Genomic DNA, 17,850 nt, shown 5'->3' with positions numbered 1-17,850 from the left:
AACACGGCATTATTTACAATCAATAATCAATCTTATTCGCATTGTTTCGAATCCTCCAAGCCGGAAGGCGAAATTCGATGCAAGGTGTGGTTGGCATGCCGCATTGAGGCCGAGGGTTGAAGTCGCGAATTCGCGCGCGGCGGTCGATTGGGGTGCCGAGTGGTCTGCCGCGGTCTGCTCACGTTGTGGAGCCGACGCGGTTCGATGATGACGGATCGCAGACCGACTGCATGGGCTGCCTGCCTGCGATGACCACGGACGAGTTTGTGGCAGACAGGATCGCGCGGAAAATGAAAAAGGCCGTCGACGATGAACGTCGACGGCCTTTGAAATTCTGGTGGGCTGTGAGTGGCTCGAACACTCGACCTACGGATTAAGAGTCCGCTGCTCTACCAACTGAGCTAACAGCCCTGCATGTTCATTCACAACTGCTTGGGTAACGCCGCTTTCGCGTTGTCGCCGCTGCGTTGTTGTGTTTGACCAGCGAAGAAGCGAGATTATAGGGACCTTTTTTTAATTGTGCAAGTCGATTGCCGATCGACCACAAAAAAGTCGAGCGTCCCCCGACACGGGGCCGCCAATCGTTCATGGCCCGCCATCGAAACGGGCCGCCTGCCACGCGCGGCCCGCCCTCGCTTCAGGACGCATATCGCGGCCGCATGTCAGGCCCGCACATCAGGCCGCGAACCCGCCGTCCACCGCCAGGCTCGCGCCCGTCACGTAGCGTCCATCGGGACCGGCCAGGAATGCCACCATGCCGGCGATGTCGCGCACCTCGCCATAGTGCGGCAGCGACAGCACGGCCACCAGATCGCCCGCGTGCTCGCCAGCGGCCGGGTTCATGTCGGTGTCGATCGGCCCCGGATGCACCACGTTGGCGGTGATGCCGCGCGCGCCCAGGTCACGCGCCAGGCCGCGCGTCATGCCCAGCAGCGCCGACTTGCTGGCCGAGTACAGCGTCACGCCGGCGCGGCCCGAGCGCTCGGCCAGGCAGCTGCCGATGTTGATGATGCGGCCGCCGTCGGGCATCGCGGCCTGCGCCGCCTGGATCGCGACGAACGGCGCACGCACGTTGATGTTCATCGTGCGGTCGTAGTCCTCCAGCGTGACCTCGTCCAGCGGGCCCGCCAGGAAGATGCCGGCGTTGTTCACCAGCACGTCCACCGGGCCCAGTTCGCCGATGGCCTGCTCCACCGCCCGCCGCACTTGCGCCGGATCGGCCGAATCGGCCTGGATGGCGCGCGCGCGCCGTCCCTCCGCCTCGAGTTCGCGCGCCAGCGCCTGCGCCGTGTCGCGCGACGAGGCGCTGACGTAGGTAAAGGCCACGTCGGCGCCTTCCGCCGCCAGGCGGCGCACGATCGCCGCACCGATGCCGCGGCTGCCGCCGGTCACGAAAGCCACTTTTCCGTTCAGGTTCTGCATGGGTCTACCTTAATTTGTAGTGTTCAGTACAAATATCATCGACTGGCGGCGGCCGGACGTCAACGATTTTTTTATCAATCAACACAAAATAGCTCTCGCGAGTAAAATCCGGTTCATGGCAGAACGTGGGCGCCCCAGGAACTTCGACCGGGCCCAGGCCTTGCGCAAGGCCATGGAAGTCTTCTGGTCGAAGGGATATGAAGGAGCATCGCTAACCGATCTGACGGCTGCGATGGGCATCAACTCGCCCAGCCTCTACGGCGCATTCGGCTCAAAAGAAGGACTATTTCGCGAAGCGGTGCAGCTTTACCGCGACACCGACGGCGCCGCCTCGCGCCGCGCCCTGGCCGATGCCGCCACCGCCCGCGCGGGCATCTGCGGCATGCTGCTGGCGGCGGCCGAACGCTTCACCACGCCGGGCGCGCCGCCGGGCTGCCTGATCGTCCTGGGCGCGCCATCCGGCGCCGACACCGATGCCGGCGTGGGCGTGTTCCTGGGCGACAACCGCCGCGAAATGCAAGGCCGCATCCTGGCCCGCCTGACCGCCGGCGCCGCCGCCGGCGAGCTGCCCGCCGGCGCCGACCTGAAAGGGTTGGCGGCGTTCTACACCACCATCCTGCACGGAATGTCGATCCAGGCGCGCGACGGCGCCAGCCGCGAGACCTTGCAAGCCGTGGCGCGCCAGGCGATGTGCGCCTGGGACGCGCTCACCGCCGGCATGCCTCCTTCCGGCCTGCCGCCGGGCCGCGCCCACGCCTGACGGGTTCTTCCATGCTCCGCATCGACCTCCGGCGCCTCATCCTCTGGATCAGCCTGCTGTCGATATTCCTGGTGCTGGCCGCCGGCCTGCATGCCAGCTACCTGGTGCAACGCGACCTGCTGCTGCACAACGCGCTCGAGAGCAACCGCGTCTATGCCGCCAAGCTCGCCGCCACCACGGAGTACTTCCTCGGCGACCTGCGGCGCCACCTGGCCTACAGCGCCGACATGCTGGCGGACATGGAGACCCACCCGCAACTGATGTCGTCCGAGACGCGGCGCCAGGAAGAACAGCTGGGCCACTTCAACTCCAGTTTCGTGGTGTCGGCGCAAGGCAAGGTGCTGGCGGTATCGACCTCCTACCCGCAGCTGATGGGCCAGCAGATGACCAGCGAGGCCGCTCGGATCGCGCTGAGCACCCGCCGGCCGTTCATCAGCGAACCCTTCCGCGCCAACTCGGGCCGCTGGCTGATCCTGTACACCCATCCGATCTTCTCGCGCGACTACCGCTATCTCGGCTATATCGCCGGCACGCTCTACCTGCACGAGGACAACGTGCTGGACCGCCTGCTGGGCCAGCACTTCAACCGCGACGACTCGCTGCTGTATGTGCTGGCGCGCGACGGCACCCTGATCTATCACCCCGACCGCAGCCGCCTGGGCAGCATGTCCGCGAACAAGACGGCGCTGGCCGCGGCGCTGCGCGGCGAAACCGGCGAGGCGCGCTTCACCGACGCGACGGGCGCCGAGATCCTGGCCGGCTACGCGCCGGTGCCCAGCACCGGCTGGACCATCATCGCGCAGCGGCCGGTGGCCAGCACCCTGCTGCCCCTGAACGACCTGCTGATGGCGACCGCCCGCAACACCCTGCCGCTGCTGCTGCTCTCGATCCTGCTGATCTGGCTGCTGTCGCGCTGGATCGCCCGTCCGCTCGGGGAACTGGCCAGCATCGCCAAGCACATGCAGGATCCCGATTCGGCCGAGCGCATCCGCACGGTGCGTTCGTGGTATTTCGAGGCCTCGCAGCTCAAGCGCGCGCTGCTGATGGGCCTGACCTCGATCCAGCACAAGATCCGCGACCTGCGCCGCGCGTCCACCACCGACACCCTGACCTCGCTGCTGAACCGGCGCGGCCTGAACGAAGCCATGGCGCTGCTGCAGGCCGCCGATACGCCACTGGCCATCGTGGCGCTGGACATCGATCACTTCAAGAACGTCAACGACCTTTACGGCCATGCCGCCGGCGACCGCGCGCTGCAGGTGCTGGCGGCGCTGCTGACCGAGGGCTCGCGCAGCGGCGACACGGTCGCGCGCAGCGGCGGCGAGGAGTTCGTGATGCTGATGCCGGGTTCGCCGCTGGCGGCCGCGGTGGCCACGGCCGAGCGCCTGCGCCAGAAGCTGGAGGCGCTCGGCACCGAGACCGGCCTGCCCGCGCCGATCACGCTGTCGGCCGGCGTGGCCTGCTATCCGGAACACGGCGCCACGCTGGACGAAGTGATCCAGCGCGCCGACCGCGCCCTCTATTACGCCAAGAACCACGGCCGCAACGCGGTCTGCGTCGCCGACAACCAGGCGCGCGACGGCGCCCGCATGGCGCTGCCGCGCTGACGGCGCCTACTTGCCCTTGGGCGCCGGCGCCTTGGGCGGCGTGCGCATCTGCTTGAGCAGCGTGCCGCAGGAATTGTCGTCGGTGGTGCTGGGCGCGATCAGCGCCAGCAGGCCCGCCGCCGGCGTCAGGATCACGCCCAGCGCCACCATGCCCGCGCCGCGCGCGGCCAGCGGCCCCACGTGCACGCCTACGTCCGGCTTGCCGAAGGTGCCGCGCACATACAGCGGCGAGCGCAGCGAGAAGATGCGGAAGCCCTTGCTGTCGGGCGTGATGTCCAGGTCGAGCTTCTCGTTCTTGAAGTCGGTGGTGCCGGTGATGTTGATCAGCGCGTTCTCGGTATCGAACACGAACACGCGCGGCGTCATCACGCCGCTCTTCATCTCCAGGTCGGCCGCGCCGCAGTTGATCTTGACCTCGTCGTCGCCGAACAGCTTCGAGACGACGTAGTTGCCGACGTTCAGGCCGGCGATCTCCATCAGGCTGCGGCTGATGACGCCGTCGTTGACCAGCATCTTCACGTCGCCGCTGGCCGAGCCGAGCAGCGCGGCCACGGAATTGCCCGTGCCCGACAGCGCCAGGTCGCCGTTCAATTCGCCCAGCGCGCTCTGCATCGCCTCCGTCGCCGGGAACAGCTGCTTGAGCCGCAGCCGCCGCGCGTGCATCTCGACGCGGCCCGTCAGCGGCGCCTTGGATCCATCCAGCCGCACGATCGCCGCCATGCTGCCGCCGGCCATGCCGAAGCGCAGCGGATCGAGCGTCAGCTGGCCATCCTGCAGGATCACGTGCACCGCCAGGTCCGACAGCGGCAGCTTGGCGTCGTGCACGATGCGGCCCGCCTCCAGCGCCACGTCGGCATCCATGTCGCGCCAGCGGTCGGTGCGGAACGCCTGCGTCGGCAGCACCTTGCCGTTGGGCGGCTTGGCGGGCGCGTCCTTGGGCTTGTCCTGGGCCGGGGCGGGCTTGCCGGACTGCACGCCGATCAGCGGCCCCAGGTCGGCCATGCGCAGCTGCTTGGACGACAGCTTGCCCGTCAGTTTCGGACGCGGCGCAGCCAGCGAGAACGTCATGTCGCCGTGCAGATCGCTGCTGCCGACGCGGCCGTTGAAGTCGCGGTACTCGAACACCGCGCCGCCGGCGTTGCGCAGCCTGGCCACCAGATGGCCATCGGTGGAATACGGCGGGGTGTCGGGCAGCGTCACGCCGGTCAGCGGATACAGCTGCGCCATCGAACCGCCCGACAGCTTCAGGCGCAGGTCCAGCGCGCCCAGGTTGGCGGGGTCGGTCAAGGTGCCGGTGATGGCCGCCTTGGTGCCGCCGATCGACACGTCGGCCTGCACCGGGAAGGGCTGCTTCGGATCCTGCAGCGCCAACATGCCGCCGACCTTGCCTTCGCCCTTGGTGGGCAGGTTCTTGAATTTGCCGTCGACCTTCCAGCCGAAGACGTAGTCGCGCGGCGCCGCCGCGGCGGCGTCTTCCGGCACGAAGGCCGCGCCGGCCACGTCGGCGAACGGCACGGGCTTGCCCAGCGGATCGACCAGCACCGTCAGGTCCGCCTGCAGGATCGCATCGGACAGGCCGACGCTGCCCTTGTCGAAGCCGATTTCATTGATGTCCAGCACCCACGGCGACGGCTCGCCGGTCTCGGGCAGGGTGAAGACCCAGTTGGCGCGGCCATCGGCCAGGCGTTCGAGGTCGGCGGCGGGCTCGGTCAACTGGATGCGCCGGATCACCACCCGGTGGGCCAGCAGCGGCAGCGGCGACAGGCTGAACTCACCGCGCTTGAGGGTGGCGAATTCCGGCACCCGGGCCCATTCGGTGTTGGCGACGCTGATGTCGTTGGCCACGATGTGCGGCCATGGCACCCATCCGCGCCACCCGCCCTCGTCCGATTCGCGCGACCATTCCACGGTCAGGTCGCCGTTGATCGCGAAGGGCCGTCCGATGGCTGCGCTGACGCGTTCATTGATCATCGGGCGGGCGCGGTTCCAGTCGAAGGTGGCAACCAGCACCACCAGCACCGCCACCAGGACGACGAGGGTGCCCACAATCCCGACCGCTATTTTTGTTTTGCGCGTCATCGTTATCATCCTTGCCGTTGCCGCCGAGGCGCCGATGCCCCGGCCCTATTTACCCTCAAGGGTAGCGCGGCGGGCCGGCCGGGTTAAGCTTGCCGGCCTCATAATGTGTACGGATTTTTCCGTGTCATAGGGCGCGGTCGGCAAAAGTTACAAAGCGACCCGCCGGGAACCCGCCGTTCGCCCACCGCGGACGGAATAATTCCTACCGATTTTTTGACGCCCACCCTGTTCAAATGCGCGGCGATCGACCCGCAACCGTCCCGGGGACGGAGCAGCAGTATTACCTGGAGGCCCGATGCGGCATTCAAGCTTGATTTTCGTGCTGGCGGCCTTCGCGCTGCTGACCCTCAGCCGCCTGGCCCTGGCCGCATGGCAATGGCAGCGGGTGCGCAACGCCGGCGGCCTGGCGCCCCTGCTGCTGGGCGGGCTGCGCATCGATGCGCACCAGATCGGCGTGCTGGCCGCGCTGCCGATCGTGCTGTCGCCCTGGCTCGGCCACCTGCCCTTCGCCGCCACCGCCGCCGGCATCTGGTACCTGGTCGCGTTCATCCTGCTGGCCTTCCTGGAAGTCGCCACGCCGCCCTTCATCCTCGAATACGACACCCGTCCCAACCGGCTGTTCGTCGAATACCTGAAGCACCCGCGCGAGGTCTCGGGCATGCTGTGGCGCGGCTACAAGGGCGCGCTGCTGGGCGGCTTCGGCGCCCTGGGTCTGATCGGCTGGGGCGGCTATGCGCTCTTCGGCCACGCCGTGCCCGACGCGCCGCTGGCCTGGTGGCAGATGCCGCTGGCCAGCCTGGCGATCCTGGCGGTGGTGATCCTGGCGATCCGCGGCACCCTCGGCCACCGGCCGATCAACCCGTCGTCGGTGGCCTACAGTTCCGACGGCATGCTCAACACCCTGGCGCTGAACTCGCTCTATAACGTGTTCTACGCCGTCTACAGCATGAAGAACGAGAAATCGGCCTCCGCCGTGTACGGCGGCATGGACGACGACGACATGCAGCGCCGCGTGCTGACGCAGGCCGGCCTGCCCTATCCGCCGGCCAATGCGGACCACCCCAGCCTGCATCGCCAGCCCGCCAGCCGCAAGACGGCGCGCCCGCTCAACCTGGTCATCATCCTGGAAGAAAGCCTGGGCGCGCAGTACAGCGCCGGCCTGGGCGGCATGGACCTGACGCCCGAACTGGACGCGCTGGCGCGCGACGCCTGGACCTTCACCCGCGCCTACGCCACCGGCACGCGTTCGGTGCGCGGCCTGGAAGCGGTGGTGACCGGTTTCCTGCCGACCCCGGCGCAGGCCGTGCTCAAGCTGCCGCGCTCGCAGCGCGGCTTCTTCTCGCTGGCCGACCTGCTGGGCCGCCACGGCTACCACTCGCGCTTCATCTACGGCGGCGAATCGCACTTCGACAACATGAAGGGCTTCTTCCTGGGCAACGGCTTTCGCCAGATCGTCGACCGCGAGGACTTCGTCGATCCGGCCTTCGTCGGCACCTGGGGCGCGTCGGACGAGGACATGTTCAACCAGCTCGACCGGCTGCTGCGCGAGGACGGCGACCAGCCGACCTTCACGCTGGCCTTCAGCGTCTCGAACCACTCGCCCTGGGAATACCCGGCGGGCCGCATCCAGACCGAAGGCAACCCGGCCACGGTGGAGAACACCGTGCGCTACGCCGACTGGGCCCTGGGCCGCTTCTTCGAGCGCGCCAAGGCCGCGCCGTACTGGGAGAACACGGTCTTCCTGATCGCCGCCGACCACGATTCGCGCGTGTTCGGCGCCAGCCTGGTGCCGGTGCGCCACTTCCATATTCCCGCGGTGATCCTGGGCGCCGGCATCGAGCCGCGGCGCGACGACCGCCTGATCAGCCAGATCGACCTGGCGCCGACGCTGCTGTCGCTGATCGGCGTCGATACCGAGCACCCGATGCTCGGCCATGACCTGACGCGCAGCACGCCGGGCCGCGCCATCATGCAGTACGACAACACCTACGGCTACCTGAAGGAAAACGACCTGCTGGTGCTGGCGCCGAACAAGACGCCGGTGCAGTACCGCTACACCGCGCCGGAAGACTATGCCCCGGCGCCGCTGGATCCGGCGCTGGCCGACGAAGCGCTGGCGCACGCGCTATGGCCCAGCTGGGCCTATCGCGAAGGACGCTACTGCATCCCGGGCGCGGCCACCATGGCGCCCGACACGACGACGCCGGCAGCTGCCGGGTAGGCGCCGCGGAAGGCCGGCGATGCACGCCGGCCCGCCGCCACGTTATTCACAGGCGCCTTGCCAACGGGCCGCCCTGGGCCGGCCCCCCTGGGCCGACCACCTTACTTAGGCCGCCGGAACATCTTGCGCGCCTTCTCGCTGGGGCCATGGCAGTGGCAATCAGGATGATGGTCGTTGACCATGCCGACCGACTGCATGAACGCGTAGACCGTGGTCGGGCCGACGAACTTCCAGCCCAGTTTCTTGAGGGCCTTGGACAAGGCCTCCGATTGCGCCGACGTCGACGCGCCGCGCGTGGACGGTGATCCCGGCGGCGCCTCGAAGCGCCAGAAGAACGCCCCCAGCGACCCTTCTTGCTCGATCATATCGAGCGCCCGCTGGGCGTTGTTGATGACGGCTTCGATCTTGCCGCGGTGGAGCACGATACCGGCGTCGGCCAGCAGCGCCAGCACCTGCTTTTCGCCGAAGCGCGCGACCTTGGCCGGATCGAACGCGGCGAAGCCGCGGCGGAAGGCCTCGCGCTTGTTCAGGATGGTGCGCCAGCTCAGGCCCGACTGGAATCCTTCCAGGCACAGCTGCTCGAACAGCGCGCGGTCGTCGCCTTGCGGACGGCCCCATTCGTTGTCGTGGTACGCCATGTATTCGGCGGACGTGTCGACCCAGGCGCAGCGGGCGAGGCCGTCGGAAAAGTCGGAGTTGGCGGTCATGGAAATGGGTCCTGGCGGCTATCGGGTTTCCGATGCTACCGCAGCAACGTCCCCGAAAAAAGTCGTAGCGGCCGCAAGCCGAATCCAGCTACTATTTCCCACCCTGATCCCGCGCCGGCCGTGCCCGAGCGCGCCCCGGATCGGCCAGGCGGGCTTGCGGCATGCAAGCCCGTTTTGCGTCATGCCGGGACCGGACAGGCTTTCGGATCCACCGCCATGTCCCTGCTCGAGACAGTCGCCCTGACCCTGGTGTCGCCCGCCCTGCTGGCCGGCGACAACAACCCCGCCACCAATCCCTGTCTGGACTGCGGCGCCTGTTGTTCGCATTTCCGGGTGTCGTTCTATATCGGCGAACTGGCCGGCGAAAACGGCGGTCAGGTGCCGCTCGACCTCGTGACGCAGATGAGCCCGCTGCGGGCCTGCATGAAAGGCACCGAAATGGGCGGCGGCCGCTGCATCTCGCTGCGCGGCGAACTGGGCCAGCCCGGCATCCACTGCGCCATCTACGAGAACCGTCCGACGCCCTGCCGCGAGTTCGACATCTGGATGCCCGACGGCTCGCCCAATCCCGATTGCCAGCGGCTGCGGCTGGCACTCGGCCAGCCCGCGGTGCCGCCGCGCCCCGACGCGGAAAACGATCCGCAAGGCCCGTCGCACCCCAACCAGCCCGACCAGCCGGCCGCGGCCTGATTCGCGTGCCGCCCTAGCGGGCGGCGACCAGCATGGCCTCGGCGCCCGCCTGCGCCTCCTGCCCGCGCGCGGTCCGCGGCGCATTATCGCGACGCCGCACCCGCACGATGCCCGGATCCTTGCCCAGGAAGCTCAGCACGTTCTGCATCACGCGCTCGCGCTCGTGATCGACACAGATCATGTGATAACTGTCCTGCAGCAGCACCACCGACGCGCCGGGAATGCGCGCCCCCAGCAGCCGCGCCGAACGCGGGCTGGTCAGCTCATCCTCGACCGCGTGCATCACCAGCGTCGGGCAGCGCATCCGCTCCAGGCCGCGCTTGACCATGCCGCGCAGGCGATCGACCTGCCGCACGCAGGCCAGCGGCACCCATTGGTAGTGAAAGCCATCGCCGCGCGCGAAGCCCGCCTTGATGAAGGCCCGCACCAGTTCGCTCTTGACGCCGTAGGGGTCTTCTTCCTCGACCCGGATGCGGCGCGGCACGCCCGGCACGTGATACAGCAGATAGCGCAGGCCCCGGTACCAGGGCGTGCTCCAGCCATCCAGGAACACCGGCGCCGACAGCGACACCAGCGCGCCGCGGGTATGCGACTCGCGCTTGCACAGTTCGACCGCCAGCAAGGCGCCCAGGCACATGCCGATCACGTGCACCACCTCGTACTGCTCGCACAGCTCGCGGTAGCGCCGGGTGACGACGTCCATCCAGTCCTCGACCCGCACGTCCAGCAGGTCCTCGGGCCGCCCGGCGTGGCCAGGCAGCGTCACGCCATGGGTTTCCACCCCGGCGCGCGCCAGCACCTTGTGCAGCGAGCCCATGTCGAATTCCGTGCCGCCCAGCCCGTGGATCAGCAGCGCGCCGGTACGCGAGGTCGTCACGGCATGCTCCCGGCCGGGGCATCGAGCTGCCAGGCGGCGCGCGTGGCCGCCAGCAGGCGCGCCAGGACGTGGGCGAAGGCGAGGACCGGGGTCGGCGCCGCGGCGGCGCCGGCGCTCCCGGCCGGCGAGTAAGCGAGGAAAGGTTGGCAAGTCATGGAACACCCTTGATGCATGGAGGGCAGGACGAGAAGACCTGTCCTACCCTGCCGCCATGGTAGGCAAAGGGTGTCCGCGAAGATCCGCAAATCTGTCGGGAAAAAGTGAAGATCCGTAAAGGCTGGCCAGGGCTGGACGGCGCGCCCGGCGGCGGCTTATTCCCGGCCGGCCAGGTAGCGCGTGGGCGTCATGCCGAAGGCGGCGCGGAAGTTGCCGATGAAGGCGCTGGTGCTCTCGTAGCCGACCGACAGCGCGGCTTCCGTGACCGAACCGCCGCGGCACAGCATTTCCAGGCCGCGCAGCAGGCGCGCCTGCTGGCGCCACTGGCCCAGCGTGACGCCGGTCTCCTGGCGGAAGCGGCGCATCAGGGTGCGCGTCGACATGTTCAGCCGCTGCGCCCATTCGTCGATGCCGGAGGGGTCATCGGGAGTTCCCAGCAGCGTGTTGGCCAGGTCCTGCAGGCGCGGATCATCCGGCATCGGCAGCAGCACCGGCGCGTGCTCGCGCTGCTTGACCTCGACCAGCAGCACTTCGAACAGCTGCTCGAGATAGGCTTCGGGCAGCTCGCCGGGCGGGCTGGTGGTGAAGCGCTCCATCAGCGCGTCGATCAGCCGCGACGACGGCCACGAGCGGCAATGGTCCGGCAGCCGGGCGCAGGCGTCGGGCCGCACGTACAGGAACGAACCGCGCGCCTCGCCGAACCAGCGCGCGGCGTGCGTCACCCCGGGCGGAATCCAGCCCAGGCTGCCCGGCAGCACGGTCCAGACCTCGGCGCCCGACTGCACCAGCACCAGGCCCTCGTGCACCAGCACCAGCATGCCCTCGTTGTGCACGTGGTCAGGCACCGACAGGCCCTTGGACGCGCGCGGATGGCGCATGCTGAACGGCGTCAGCAGGACATCGGGCAAGGCGTTGTGGACCACGGTCACGCGCATGGTTGGCAGGTTTGAGCTACAGGTTGACGGATTCCCGTTAGCGGGGTCATTTGAAAATGTACATCATTCTCATCATTCGGGCATCGCCCCCGGAATGGAGAATCTACATGGACCATACCCGCCTGCGCGTGGCCGGCATCAAAGCCACCTTCCCGCGCCTGAAGATCCTGGACATCTTCCACCAGCACGCGGACCAGCACATGAGCGCGGCGGACATCTACCGCAGCCTCATCTCGGAACACAGCAGCATCGGCCTGGCCACGGTTTATCGCGTCATCACGCAACTTGAGGACGCCGGCGTACTCAAACGTACTCAGCTCGACTCGCACTCCACCGTGTACGAGTTGAATGACAAGGGACACCACGACCATCTGGTCTGCCGCCACTGCGGCCGGATCCAGGAGTCCAGCGACCCCGCGATGGCGCAACTGGTGCGCGATATCGCCCGGCAACGCGGTTTCGCGCTGGAGTCCTACAGCCTGGTGCTTTACGGCGGTTGCGGCTGCCGCAAGGCCGCGCCCGCCCCTTCCATCGGAGAATTCGAATGAACCGCGACCAGTTTTTCTTCCACGACCTGTCCCACTTCCCCATCGTCACCGCCAAGCACGGCAGCGCGCCGGCCGGCTATTCCGCCAGCTGGATCCGCGAGATGGAGATGCTGGTCGACAACCCCCAGACCTTCGTCATGGTGGTGCCGGACATGCGCACCGAGGCCAGCCACGACGACCGCAAGGCCATGATCGACTGGCAAACCACCAACATGCCGCGCCTGAAGGCCCGCTGCCGCGCGTTCATCGCGGTCGAACGCGACGCCGGCGCGCTCGACAAGATCCGCAAGCGCGGCGAGAAAATGGCGCGCGCCTTCGGCATGCCCTTCCTGGCCGTGGCCACTTCGCATGAGGCGGTGCAGTGCGCGCGCGAACTGCTCGGCCAGGCCGGCCCCAGTGGCTTCGCGGTCGACTGACGCGCCGCCACGCTTGCACTCTGCTTTCAAGCGCACCCGCGGGTGCGCTTTTTTTGCGTCTTCAGCCCGTGCCTGCCCGCAAATCCCGGCGCCAGGGCTTATTGCCGAAATTAGAATGCAATATTGATAAATTTGCGATTGTGGCAAAAGGTGTTGCTGGAATAAATTCCACGTCTGGCCCAATCGCCTGTCCCGCAGGCTACGGGGCTGGCATTGCGGCGCGCCGGGCTCCCGGATGGCGCCCTTGCCGCGGCGCAACCCACCTTCGCTTGCGTGGTCCGACGCCGTCGGCCGTGGCGTTCACAAGACGGCACGGCGCGCGGCCCCTCCAAAAAGACCGCCGCCCCCCGCTGTTCATAGCGGTTGCCACCCGCCCGGACTCGACATTGAGATTTACGGCACGCACATCAATGAAGCGATTCCAATTCGACAGCACCGCGCTTCGTTACTTTCTCACTGTCGTCGACACAGGGTCCGTCAATGGCGCCGCCGCGCGGCTCAATGTCGTCAGCTCGGCCGTCAGCCGCCAGATCGCCGGCCTGGAGCAACGCCTGCACAACCAACTGTTCGAACGCCACCCCAAGGGCATGCGGGTGACCGAAGCGGGCCGCATCCTGGCCGACCACGCGCGCCGCGTCGAGGCCGACGCCGCCCGCACCTATGCCGAGATCGACGGCCAGAACGGCCGCTACACCCAGACCGTGAAGATCGCCGGTGCGCCCGGCTTCGCCGCCTACGCCCTGCCGCGCAAGTTCGCCGCCTTCCAGGTCGAACACCCGACCATCCGCTTCAAGCTGCACATCCTCGACGCCGGCCTGGTGGCTGAACGGGTACGCTCGGCGCAGGCCGACATCGGCGTCACCTATAGCCACACGGCGGAAAAGGACATCGCCGTGATCTACTCGCATCCCGCCGAGATCGTCGCGGTGATGCGCCCCGGCCACCCCCTGGCCGCCAGCGAATCGCTGCACATCACGCAATTGTCGGCCTATCCGCTGGCGCTGCCGGATGGCGGCAGCGCCCTGCGGCAGGTGCTGGACATGGCCTGCAGCCTCTACAACGTCACGCTGTCGCCGGCCTTCACCTCGAACCTGCCGGGCGCGGCCTATCACTACGTCCAGGCCAGCGACGCGGTGACGCTGTGCGCCCGCCTGACCGCCAGCGAACACCTGGAAAGCGGGCGGCTGATCTGCCGCCCGATCAACGACGCGCTGCTCAACGCCGGCCAGTTGCAGTTCCAGACCCACGCCTCGCGCCCCCTGTCGGACGCCGCGCACCGCTTCCTGCGCTTCATTCGCAGCGACGCCCCACAACTGTTCTGACCCCGCCGCAAGGCCCGCCAACGCGCGGGAGAGCCAGGCGCGGCGGCAGCATTGCCGAAAGCAGAATGCCGCAATGAAAAATGATCAATTGTTAAATATGTAATTCAAATTTACATTCAGCCGGATTTTCCGCGACCACGCTTTGCCGGGTCAGCCCCAAGACACACACAGGAGCCCCCCACCATGCTTAAGAACCTGAAGATACGCACCGGCCTGCTGGCCGTGATGGCCATCTTCGTCCTGGCACTGGCAACCGCCACAAGCATGGGCTGGATCTATGCACGGGACGCCGACGTCGCGGTGGACGACCTGAACTCCGTCGCCACCGAGCAGACCCGCCCGCTGTACGAAACGCAGACGCTGCTGCTGCGCAGCCGGCTGATGCTGGTGGCCGCCTACCTGGACATCGTCTCCGGCAAGGGCACCCAGGCCCAGGGCAGCATCGACCAGGCCAACCAGTCGTTGCAAGAGGCGCGCAAGCGCTTCGCCGTCTACCAGCGCGTGCCCAAGAACACCGAGGCGGGCCTGAAGCTGTCGGGCGAACTCGACAGCGTGTTCACCGCCTACGTGCGCAGCATCGAGGCGCTGGAAGCCGCCCTGCAGAAGCAGTCGGCCGAAGGCTATGCCGCCGCCGTGGTCGACACCCGCGGCGCCGATGCCCGCTTCGCCGAGCGCGTGACCGGCTTCCTCGAACACACCGAGCGCCGCAGCGCCGCCATCAACGCCGCCTCGGACCAGCGCTACGAGCGCGCCGAACTGTCGACCATCATCATGCTGGCCCTGGCCGCCGCGCTGGCGCTGGGTTGCTGGCGCTTCATCAGCCGCCAGGTGCTGCAGCCCCTCAAGGACGCCGCCACGCATTTCGACCGTATCGCCTCCGGCGACCTGACGCAGCGCGTCGCGGTCAATTCCACCAATGAGATCGGCGTGCTGTTCACCGCCCTCAAGCGCATGCAGGAAAGCCTTACCCGCACGGTGGGCGAAGTGCGCCGCAGCGTCATCGAGATCAACACCGGCGCCGCCGAGATCTCGTCGGGCAACACCAATCTGTCGGCCCGAACCGAGGAACAGGCCGCGTCGCTGGAAGAAACCGCCGCGTCGATGGAAGAGCTCGCCACCGCGGTCAAGCAGAACACCGAGCACGCGCACCAGGCCAACAGCCTGGCCGCCGAAAGCCGCGGCGTCGCCCTGCGCGGCGGCCAGGCCGTCGGCCAGGTGGTCGAAACCATGGCCCGCATCTCGGAAAGCTCGCGCCGCATCTCCGAGATCGTCTCGGTCATCGACGGCATCGCCTTCCAGACCAACATCCTGGCCCTGAACGCCGCGGTCGAGGCCGCCCGCGCCGGCGAACAGGGCAAGGGCTTCGCGGTGGTCGCCGGCGAAGTGCGCACCCTGGCCCAGCGCAGCGCCCAGGCCGCGCGCGAAGTGAAAGACCTGATCGAGCAATCCTCCAGCAATGTCGACAGCGGCGCCGAGCAGGTCCGCGCGGCCGGCGACACCATGCAGGAAATCGTGGACTCGGTGCAGCGCGTCACCCAGATCATGGCGGAAATCACCGAAGCCTCGACCGAGCAGTCCATCGGCATCGACCAGATCAATGGCGCGGTCACGCAGATGGACGACGTCACCCAGCAGAACGCCGCGCTGGTCGAGGAAGCGGCGGCCGCGGCCTCTTCGCTGGAAGACCAGGCCAAGCGCCTGGCGGCCACCGCCGCGTTCTTCAAGCTGCCCGCCGAAACCGTGATCGACGTGACGCCGCAGGCCATCCCGGCCCCGCTGCGCCCAGCCTACGTCGCCTGACGACGGTTTTGCGTCCCGCGGCGATTTAAGACTGCGCCCGATCGGCCGTTGTCCTGTAGGTCAGGCCCCGCGGCATCCCCCGCGACCGGCCTTCAACCGACCACGAGCCCACGACGCATGAGCCGCGCCCTAGCCTGCCATTTTTGCCTCTCGACGCTGGCGCAAGGCGCGCCCCTGCTGGAAAGAAACGGGGCCGCCATCTGCAAATCCTGTGCCGACGCCTTCTCGGCCGAGTTCACCGAGCGTGCCTGGGCCATGGCGTCGTCCCTCGACGAACAGCTGGACGTGCTGCTGGCCGAAAGCCAGCGAGCCCTGCAGCACAGCGCGGTCCTGGCCGAACGCGCCCGCGGCTGCGGCCTGAGCCTGGCCGACCTGTCGGCCATGCCGCCCCGCACGCTGTCCTGACCCGTCGCTGACCCGGCGCGGATCCTTCGCCCTGGCCGACAAGTGATGCCCGGGCTTTTGCCTTGACCTCAACCACGGTTGAGGTTTGATACTGGCGCTCCAACAAGACGAATCGTTCCCGGAGTCCAGCATGTCTGCCCGCATCACCCCCGCCCTGCCCTCGCTCGCCTTCATCAACCCGCCGGGCTTGTACGACCCCCGCCCCAATGGCTATTCGCACGTGGCCGTCGCCGACACGCCCGCGCGCCTGGTGTTCGCCGCCGGCCAGGGCGGCGAAAACACCCGGGGCGAGCTGCAGCCCGACTTCGTGCTGCAGGTGCGCCAGGCGCTCGACAACGTCCAGACCGCGCTGCAAGGCGCCGGCGCCACGCTGTTCGACGTCGCCAAGCTGACCGTGCTGGTGGTGGATCACACCCAGGAGCGCCTGGCGCTGTTCACCCAAGAGATCAAGGCGCGCTGGGGCATCCACCTGGCGCCGGCCTGCACCCTGATCCCGGTTCCGCGCCTGGCGCTGGATGGGATGCTGGTGGAAATCGAGGCGACGGCGTTGCTGCCGCTCTGATCCACGCCGCCCGCGGGCGGCGCGGGGGGGAATGAACCCGGCGTTCAGGCGCTGCCGACCGGCGCGCGCTCCAGCAACGCCCGGATCACCTGCAACTGCGCGTCGAACGCCTGCAGGCGCGCGTCCTGGTGGGCGCCCACCGCCTGATTCCAGGCCTGCAGTGTCTCCAGTACCCGCGGCGCCTGCTCCAGCCCCTGCGTCAACCCCTGCGCGCATTGCTCCAGCACCAGGCCCTGCGCCTTCTGCGCTTCGCCCAGGTCCGCCAGCACGCCGGTGGCGCGGCGCAGCTCGGCCGATTCCTCCGCCGACGCATCCGCCAGGGCCCGCACCGCGGTGACGACCGTGCCGCCGCGCTCGATCAGTTGCTTCAGCATCTCCTCGATCGATGCCGTGCGCGCCTTGGCGGCATTCACCTGTACGATCGTGGCATCCTGCCAGTCGCCGATCTGCTCGAAGCGCGCCTCGATCCCGGCCTGGACGCGTTCCTCGCGTTCGTGCGCCTGCGCCAGCTGCCGCTGCAAGGCCTCGTGCGACTGCAGCGACTCGGCCTGGCGATGTGCCAGCCGCTCGACCAGCTCGCCCAGGTGGTGCACCTGGCGTGCCAGCATCTGCTCGTTCACCACGTCGCCGGGCATGATGCTCAGGCGCTTGTTGCGAACGTCCAGGCATTCCAGCATGAACTTGCGGACGGCGCGGATGTAATCCTCGACCTGCCCCCGCAGCAACACCATCATCAAACCCAGCAGGATCGACCCCACCAGGCCGAACAGCGATGCCGCGAAGGCCGTGCCCATGGCGGTCAACGGGCTCTGCAACTGCGCCACCAGGCGCCCGAAGACCTGCTCGACCTGCGATCCGTCGACGGCGCTCGTATTGAGCTCCGCCAGCATCCCGCCGACATCGCCCAGGGTATAGATCAGGCCGATGAACGTGCCGACCAGGCCCAGCGCCACCATCAGCCCGACCAGGAAATCCGGCAATATCTGGGCCTGATAGACCCGCACCCGCAGATCCTGCACGTCTTTTTCCAGGGCCTCCTGGCCCAGCGCGAGCATTTCCTGGCGCAGCAGCACCTTGCCAAGCGTGGTCTGGACGTACGGCAGCGTGCGCCAGTCCCTGCCCTGATCCTCGACCGCGGCGATGAACAGCCGCAAGGCGTCCCATCGCTTGTTGACCCGCAGGCTCTGGTAGACGATGAGTACGGTGCCCACCGCGATACCCGTCAGGATCACGAAGGTGATGGCATGGCCGGACCCCAGCGCCAACTTGATCAGATCAGGCCAGATGGCCGACGCCACCAACGCGCAAATCAGGGGCGACAAGACCTTCGCCACTTGCCAGCG

The 17,850-nt window shown here is 67.9% G+C and carries 17 protein-coding genes and 1 tRNA gene; 10 read left to right on the top strand and 8 right to left on the bottom strand.

The features are described from left to right. Positions 1 to 335: 335 nt before the first annotated feature. Positions 336 to 411, bottom strand: a tRNA-Lys gene (locus AC1HFW_RS29005). A gap of 264 nt (positions 412 to 675) precedes the next feature. Continuing rightward, the gene (locus AC1HFW_RS29000) at positions 676 to 1,422 is read right to left on the bottom strand and encodes an SDR family NAD(P)-dependent oxidoreductase (RefSeq protein WP_116522868.1); all 747 of its coding nucleotides are present in this window, start codon (positions 1,420 to 1,422) and stop codon (positions 676 to 678) included. Positions 1,423 to 1,537: 115 nt separating this feature from the next. Here AC1HFW_RS29000 and AC1HFW_RS28995 point away from each other — a divergent pair, with 115 nt between their 5' ends. Further along, entirely contained in the window at positions 1,538 to 2,182 is a 645-nt protein-coding gene (locus AC1HFW_RS28995; protein ID WP_479286107.1) for a TetR/AcrR family transcriptional regulator, read from the top strand. 11 nt (positions 2,183 to 2,193) lie between these two features. Beyond that, positions 2,194 to 3,789, top strand: coding sequence for a diguanylate cyclase (locus tag AC1HFW_RS28990; protein ID WP_479286106.1), 1,596 nt, complete (start codon positions 2,194 to 2,196; stop codon positions 3,787 to 3,789). 6 nt (positions 3,790 to 3,795) lie between these two features. Here AC1HFW_RS28990 and AC1HFW_RS28985 read toward each other — a convergent pair whose 3' ends face one another. Then, positions 3,796 to 5,868, bottom strand: a complete 2,073-nt coding sequence (locus AC1HFW_RS28985; RefSeq protein ID WP_479286104.1) for an AsmA family protein — start codon at positions 5,866 to 5,868, stop codon at positions 3,796 to 3,798. 295 nt (positions 5,869 to 6,163) lie between these two features. On the opposite strand from AC1HFW_RS28985, the gene AC1HFW_RS28980 reads away from it, so the two are divergent. Then, complete coding sequence (locus AC1HFW_RS28980) at positions 6,164 to 8,089, top strand: LTA synthase family protein (RefSeq protein ID WP_061072406.1); 1,926 nt, start codon at positions 6,164 to 6,166, stop codon at positions 8,087 to 8,089. A 101-nt stretch (positions 8,090 to 8,190) separates the two neighbouring features. On the opposite strand, the gene AC1HFW_RS28975 is transcribed toward AC1HFW_RS28980, so the two are convergent. Next, positions 8,191 to 8,796, bottom strand: coding sequence for a DNA-3-methyladenine glycosylase I (locus AC1HFW_RS28975; RefSeq protein WP_479286103.1), 606 nt, complete (start codon positions 8,794 to 8,796; stop codon positions 8,191 to 8,193). A 216-nt stretch (positions 8,797 to 9,012) separates the two neighbouring features. Between AC1HFW_RS28975 and AC1HFW_RS28970 the strand changes: the two genes are divergently transcribed. Continuing rightward, positions 9,013 to 9,486 carry a YkgJ family cysteine cluster protein gene (locus tag AC1HFW_RS28970; RefSeq protein WP_479286101.1) on the top strand — a complete coding sequence of 158 codons (474 nt, stop codon included), beginning with the start codon at positions 9,013 to 9,015 and terminating at the stop codon, positions 9,484 to 9,486. Between the two features lie 13 nt (positions 9,487 to 9,499). Here AC1HFW_RS28970 and AC1HFW_RS28965 read toward each other — a convergent pair whose 3' ends face one another. From AC1HFW_RS28965 to AC1HFW_RS28955, 3 genes are all read right to left on the bottom strand, one after another. After that, positions 9,500 to 10,363 (bottom strand): alpha/beta hydrolase, encoded by an 864-nt coding sequence (locus AC1HFW_RS28965; RefSeq protein WP_479286099.1) that lies wholly within the window; start codon positions 10,361 to 10,363, stop codon positions 9,500 to 9,502. After that, positions 10,360 to 10,518 (bottom strand): hypothetical protein, encoded by a 159-nt coding sequence (locus AC1HFW_RS28960; RefSeq protein ID WP_157146222.1) that lies wholly within the window; start codon positions 10,516 to 10,518, stop codon positions 10,360 to 10,362. The genes AC1HFW_RS28965 and AC1HFW_RS28960 overlap by 4 nt, the downstream gene beginning before the upstream one ends. A gap of 156 nt (positions 10,519 to 10,674) precedes the next feature. Next, positions 10,675 to 11,454, bottom strand: a complete 780-nt coding sequence (locus tag AC1HFW_RS28955) for a helix-turn-helix domain-containing protein (protein ID WP_081105076.1) — start codon at positions 11,452 to 11,454, stop codon at positions 10,675 to 10,677. Positions 11,455 to 11,561: 107 nt separating this feature from the next. Between AC1HFW_RS28955 and AC1HFW_RS28950 the strand changes: the two genes are divergently transcribed. The 6 genes from AC1HFW_RS28950 to AC1HFW_RS28925 all read left to right on the top strand — a co-directional run bounded on the left by AC1HFW_RS28950 (position 11,562) and on the right by AC1HFW_RS28925 (position 16,507). Then, positions 11,562 to 12,002 carry a ferric uptake regulation protein gene (locus AC1HFW_RS28950; protein WP_006392994.1) on the top strand — a complete coding sequence of 147 codons (441 nt, stop codon included), beginning with the start codon at positions 11,562 to 11,564 and terminating at the stop codon, positions 12,000 to 12,002. Then, on the top strand, positions 11,999 to 12,418 hold the full coding sequence (locus AC1HFW_RS28945; protein WP_006392993.1) for a hypothetical protein: 420 nt from the start codon (positions 11,999 to 12,001) through the stop codon (positions 12,416 to 12,418). The genes AC1HFW_RS28950 and AC1HFW_RS28945 overlap by 4 nt, the downstream gene beginning before the upstream one ends. Positions 12,419 to 12,828: 410 nt before the next feature. Next, positions 12,829 to 13,740, top strand: coding sequence for a LysR family transcriptional regulator (locus AC1HFW_RS28940; protein WP_006392992.1), 912 nt, complete (start codon positions 12,829 to 12,831; stop codon positions 13,738 to 13,740). Positions 13,741 to 13,923: 183 nt separating this feature from the next. Next, a complete protein-coding gene (locus AC1HFW_RS28935) occupies positions 13,924 to 15,540 on the top strand; it encodes a methyl-accepting chemotaxis protein (protein ID WP_479286096.1) in 1,617 nt (538 codons plus the stop codon). 117 nt (positions 15,541 to 15,657) lie between these two features. After that, positions 15,658 to 15,945, top strand: coding sequence for a hypothetical protein (locus tag AC1HFW_RS28930; protein ID WP_054419263.1), 288 nt, complete (start codon positions 15,658 to 15,660; stop codon positions 15,943 to 15,945). A 130-nt stretch (positions 15,946 to 16,075) separates the two neighbouring features. Next, entirely contained in the window at positions 16,076 to 16,507 is a 432-nt protein-coding gene (locus AC1HFW_RS28925) for a RidA family protein (RefSeq protein ID WP_479286095.1), read from the top strand. A gap of 44 nt (positions 16,508 to 16,551) precedes the next feature. Here AC1HFW_RS28925 and AC1HFW_RS28920 read toward each other — a convergent pair whose 3' ends face one another. Next, positions 16,552 to 17,829 (bottom strand): hypothetical protein, encoded by a 1,278-nt coding sequence (locus AC1HFW_RS28920; RefSeq protein WP_479286094.1) that lies wholly within the window; start codon positions 17,827 to 17,829, stop codon positions 16,552 to 16,554. Positions 17,830 to 17,850 lie beyond the last annotated feature (21 nt).

The organism is Achromobacter sp. ISS7 (assembly GCF_056523125.1).
The sequence above is the reverse complement of the archived record's forward strand: the minus strand, read 5'-3'. Positions and strand labels throughout refer to the sequence as shown.

Bases quoted from the DNA above. Each gene is read 5' to 3' on its own strand.
- AC1HFW_RS29000 (WP_116522868.1), bottom strand. From the start codon at position 1,422: ATGCAGAACCTGAACGGAAAAGTGGCTTTCGTGACCGGCGGCAGCCGC.
- AC1HFW_RS28995 (WP_479286107.1), top strand. From the start codon at position 1,538: ATGGCAGAACGTGGGCGCCCCAGGAACTTCGACCGGGCCCAGGCCTTG.
- AC1HFW_RS28990 (WP_479286106.1), top strand. From the start codon at position 2,194: ATGCTCCGCATCGACCTCCGGCGCCTCATCCTCTGGATCAGCCTGCTG.
- AC1HFW_RS28985 (WP_479286104.1), bottom strand. From the start codon at position 5,868: ATGACGCGCAAAACAAAAATAGCGGTCGGGATTGTGGGCACCCTCGTC.
- AC1HFW_RS28980 (WP_061072406.1), top strand. From the start codon at position 6,164: ATGCGGCATTCAAGCTTGATTTTCGTGCTGGCGGCCTTCGCGCTGCTG.
- AC1HFW_RS28975 (WP_479286103.1), bottom strand. From the start codon at position 8,796: ATGACCGCCAACTCCGACTTTTCCGACGGCCTCGCCCGCTGCGCCTGG.
- AC1HFW_RS28970 (WP_479286101.1), top strand. From the start codon at position 9,013: ATGTCCCTGCTCGAGACAGTCGCCCTGACCCTGGTGTCGCCCGCCCTG.
- AC1HFW_RS28960 (WP_157146222.1), bottom strand. From the start codon at position 10,518: ATGACTTGCCAACCTTTCCTCGCTTACTCGCCGGCCGGGAGCGCCGGC.
- AC1HFW_RS28955 (WP_081105076.1), bottom strand. From the start codon at position 11,454: ATGCGCGTGACCGTGGTCCACAACGCCTTGCCCGATGTCCTGCTGACG.
- AC1HFW_RS28950 (WP_006392994.1), top strand. From the start codon at position 11,562: ATGGACCATACCCGCCTGCGCGTGGCCGGCATCAAAGCCACCTTCCCG.
- AC1HFW_RS28945 (WP_006392993.1), top strand. From the start codon at position 11,999: ATGAACCGCGACCAGTTTTTCTTCCACGACCTGTCCCACTTCCCCATC.
- AC1HFW_RS28940 (WP_006392992.1), top strand. From the start codon at position 12,829: ATGAAGCGATTCCAATTCGACAGCACCGCGCTTCGTTACTTTCTCACT.
- AC1HFW_RS28935 (WP_479286096.1), top strand. From the start codon at position 13,924: ATGCTTAAGAACCTGAAGATACGCACCGGCCTGCTGGCCGTGATGGCC.
- AC1HFW_RS28930 (WP_054419263.1), top strand. From the start codon at position 15,658: ATGAGCCGCGCCCTAGCCTGCCATTTTTGCCTCTCGACGCTGGCGCAA.
- AC1HFW_RS28925 (WP_479286095.1), top strand. From the start codon at position 16,076: ATGTCTGCCCGCATCACCCCCGCCCTGCCCTCGCTCGCCTTCATCAAC.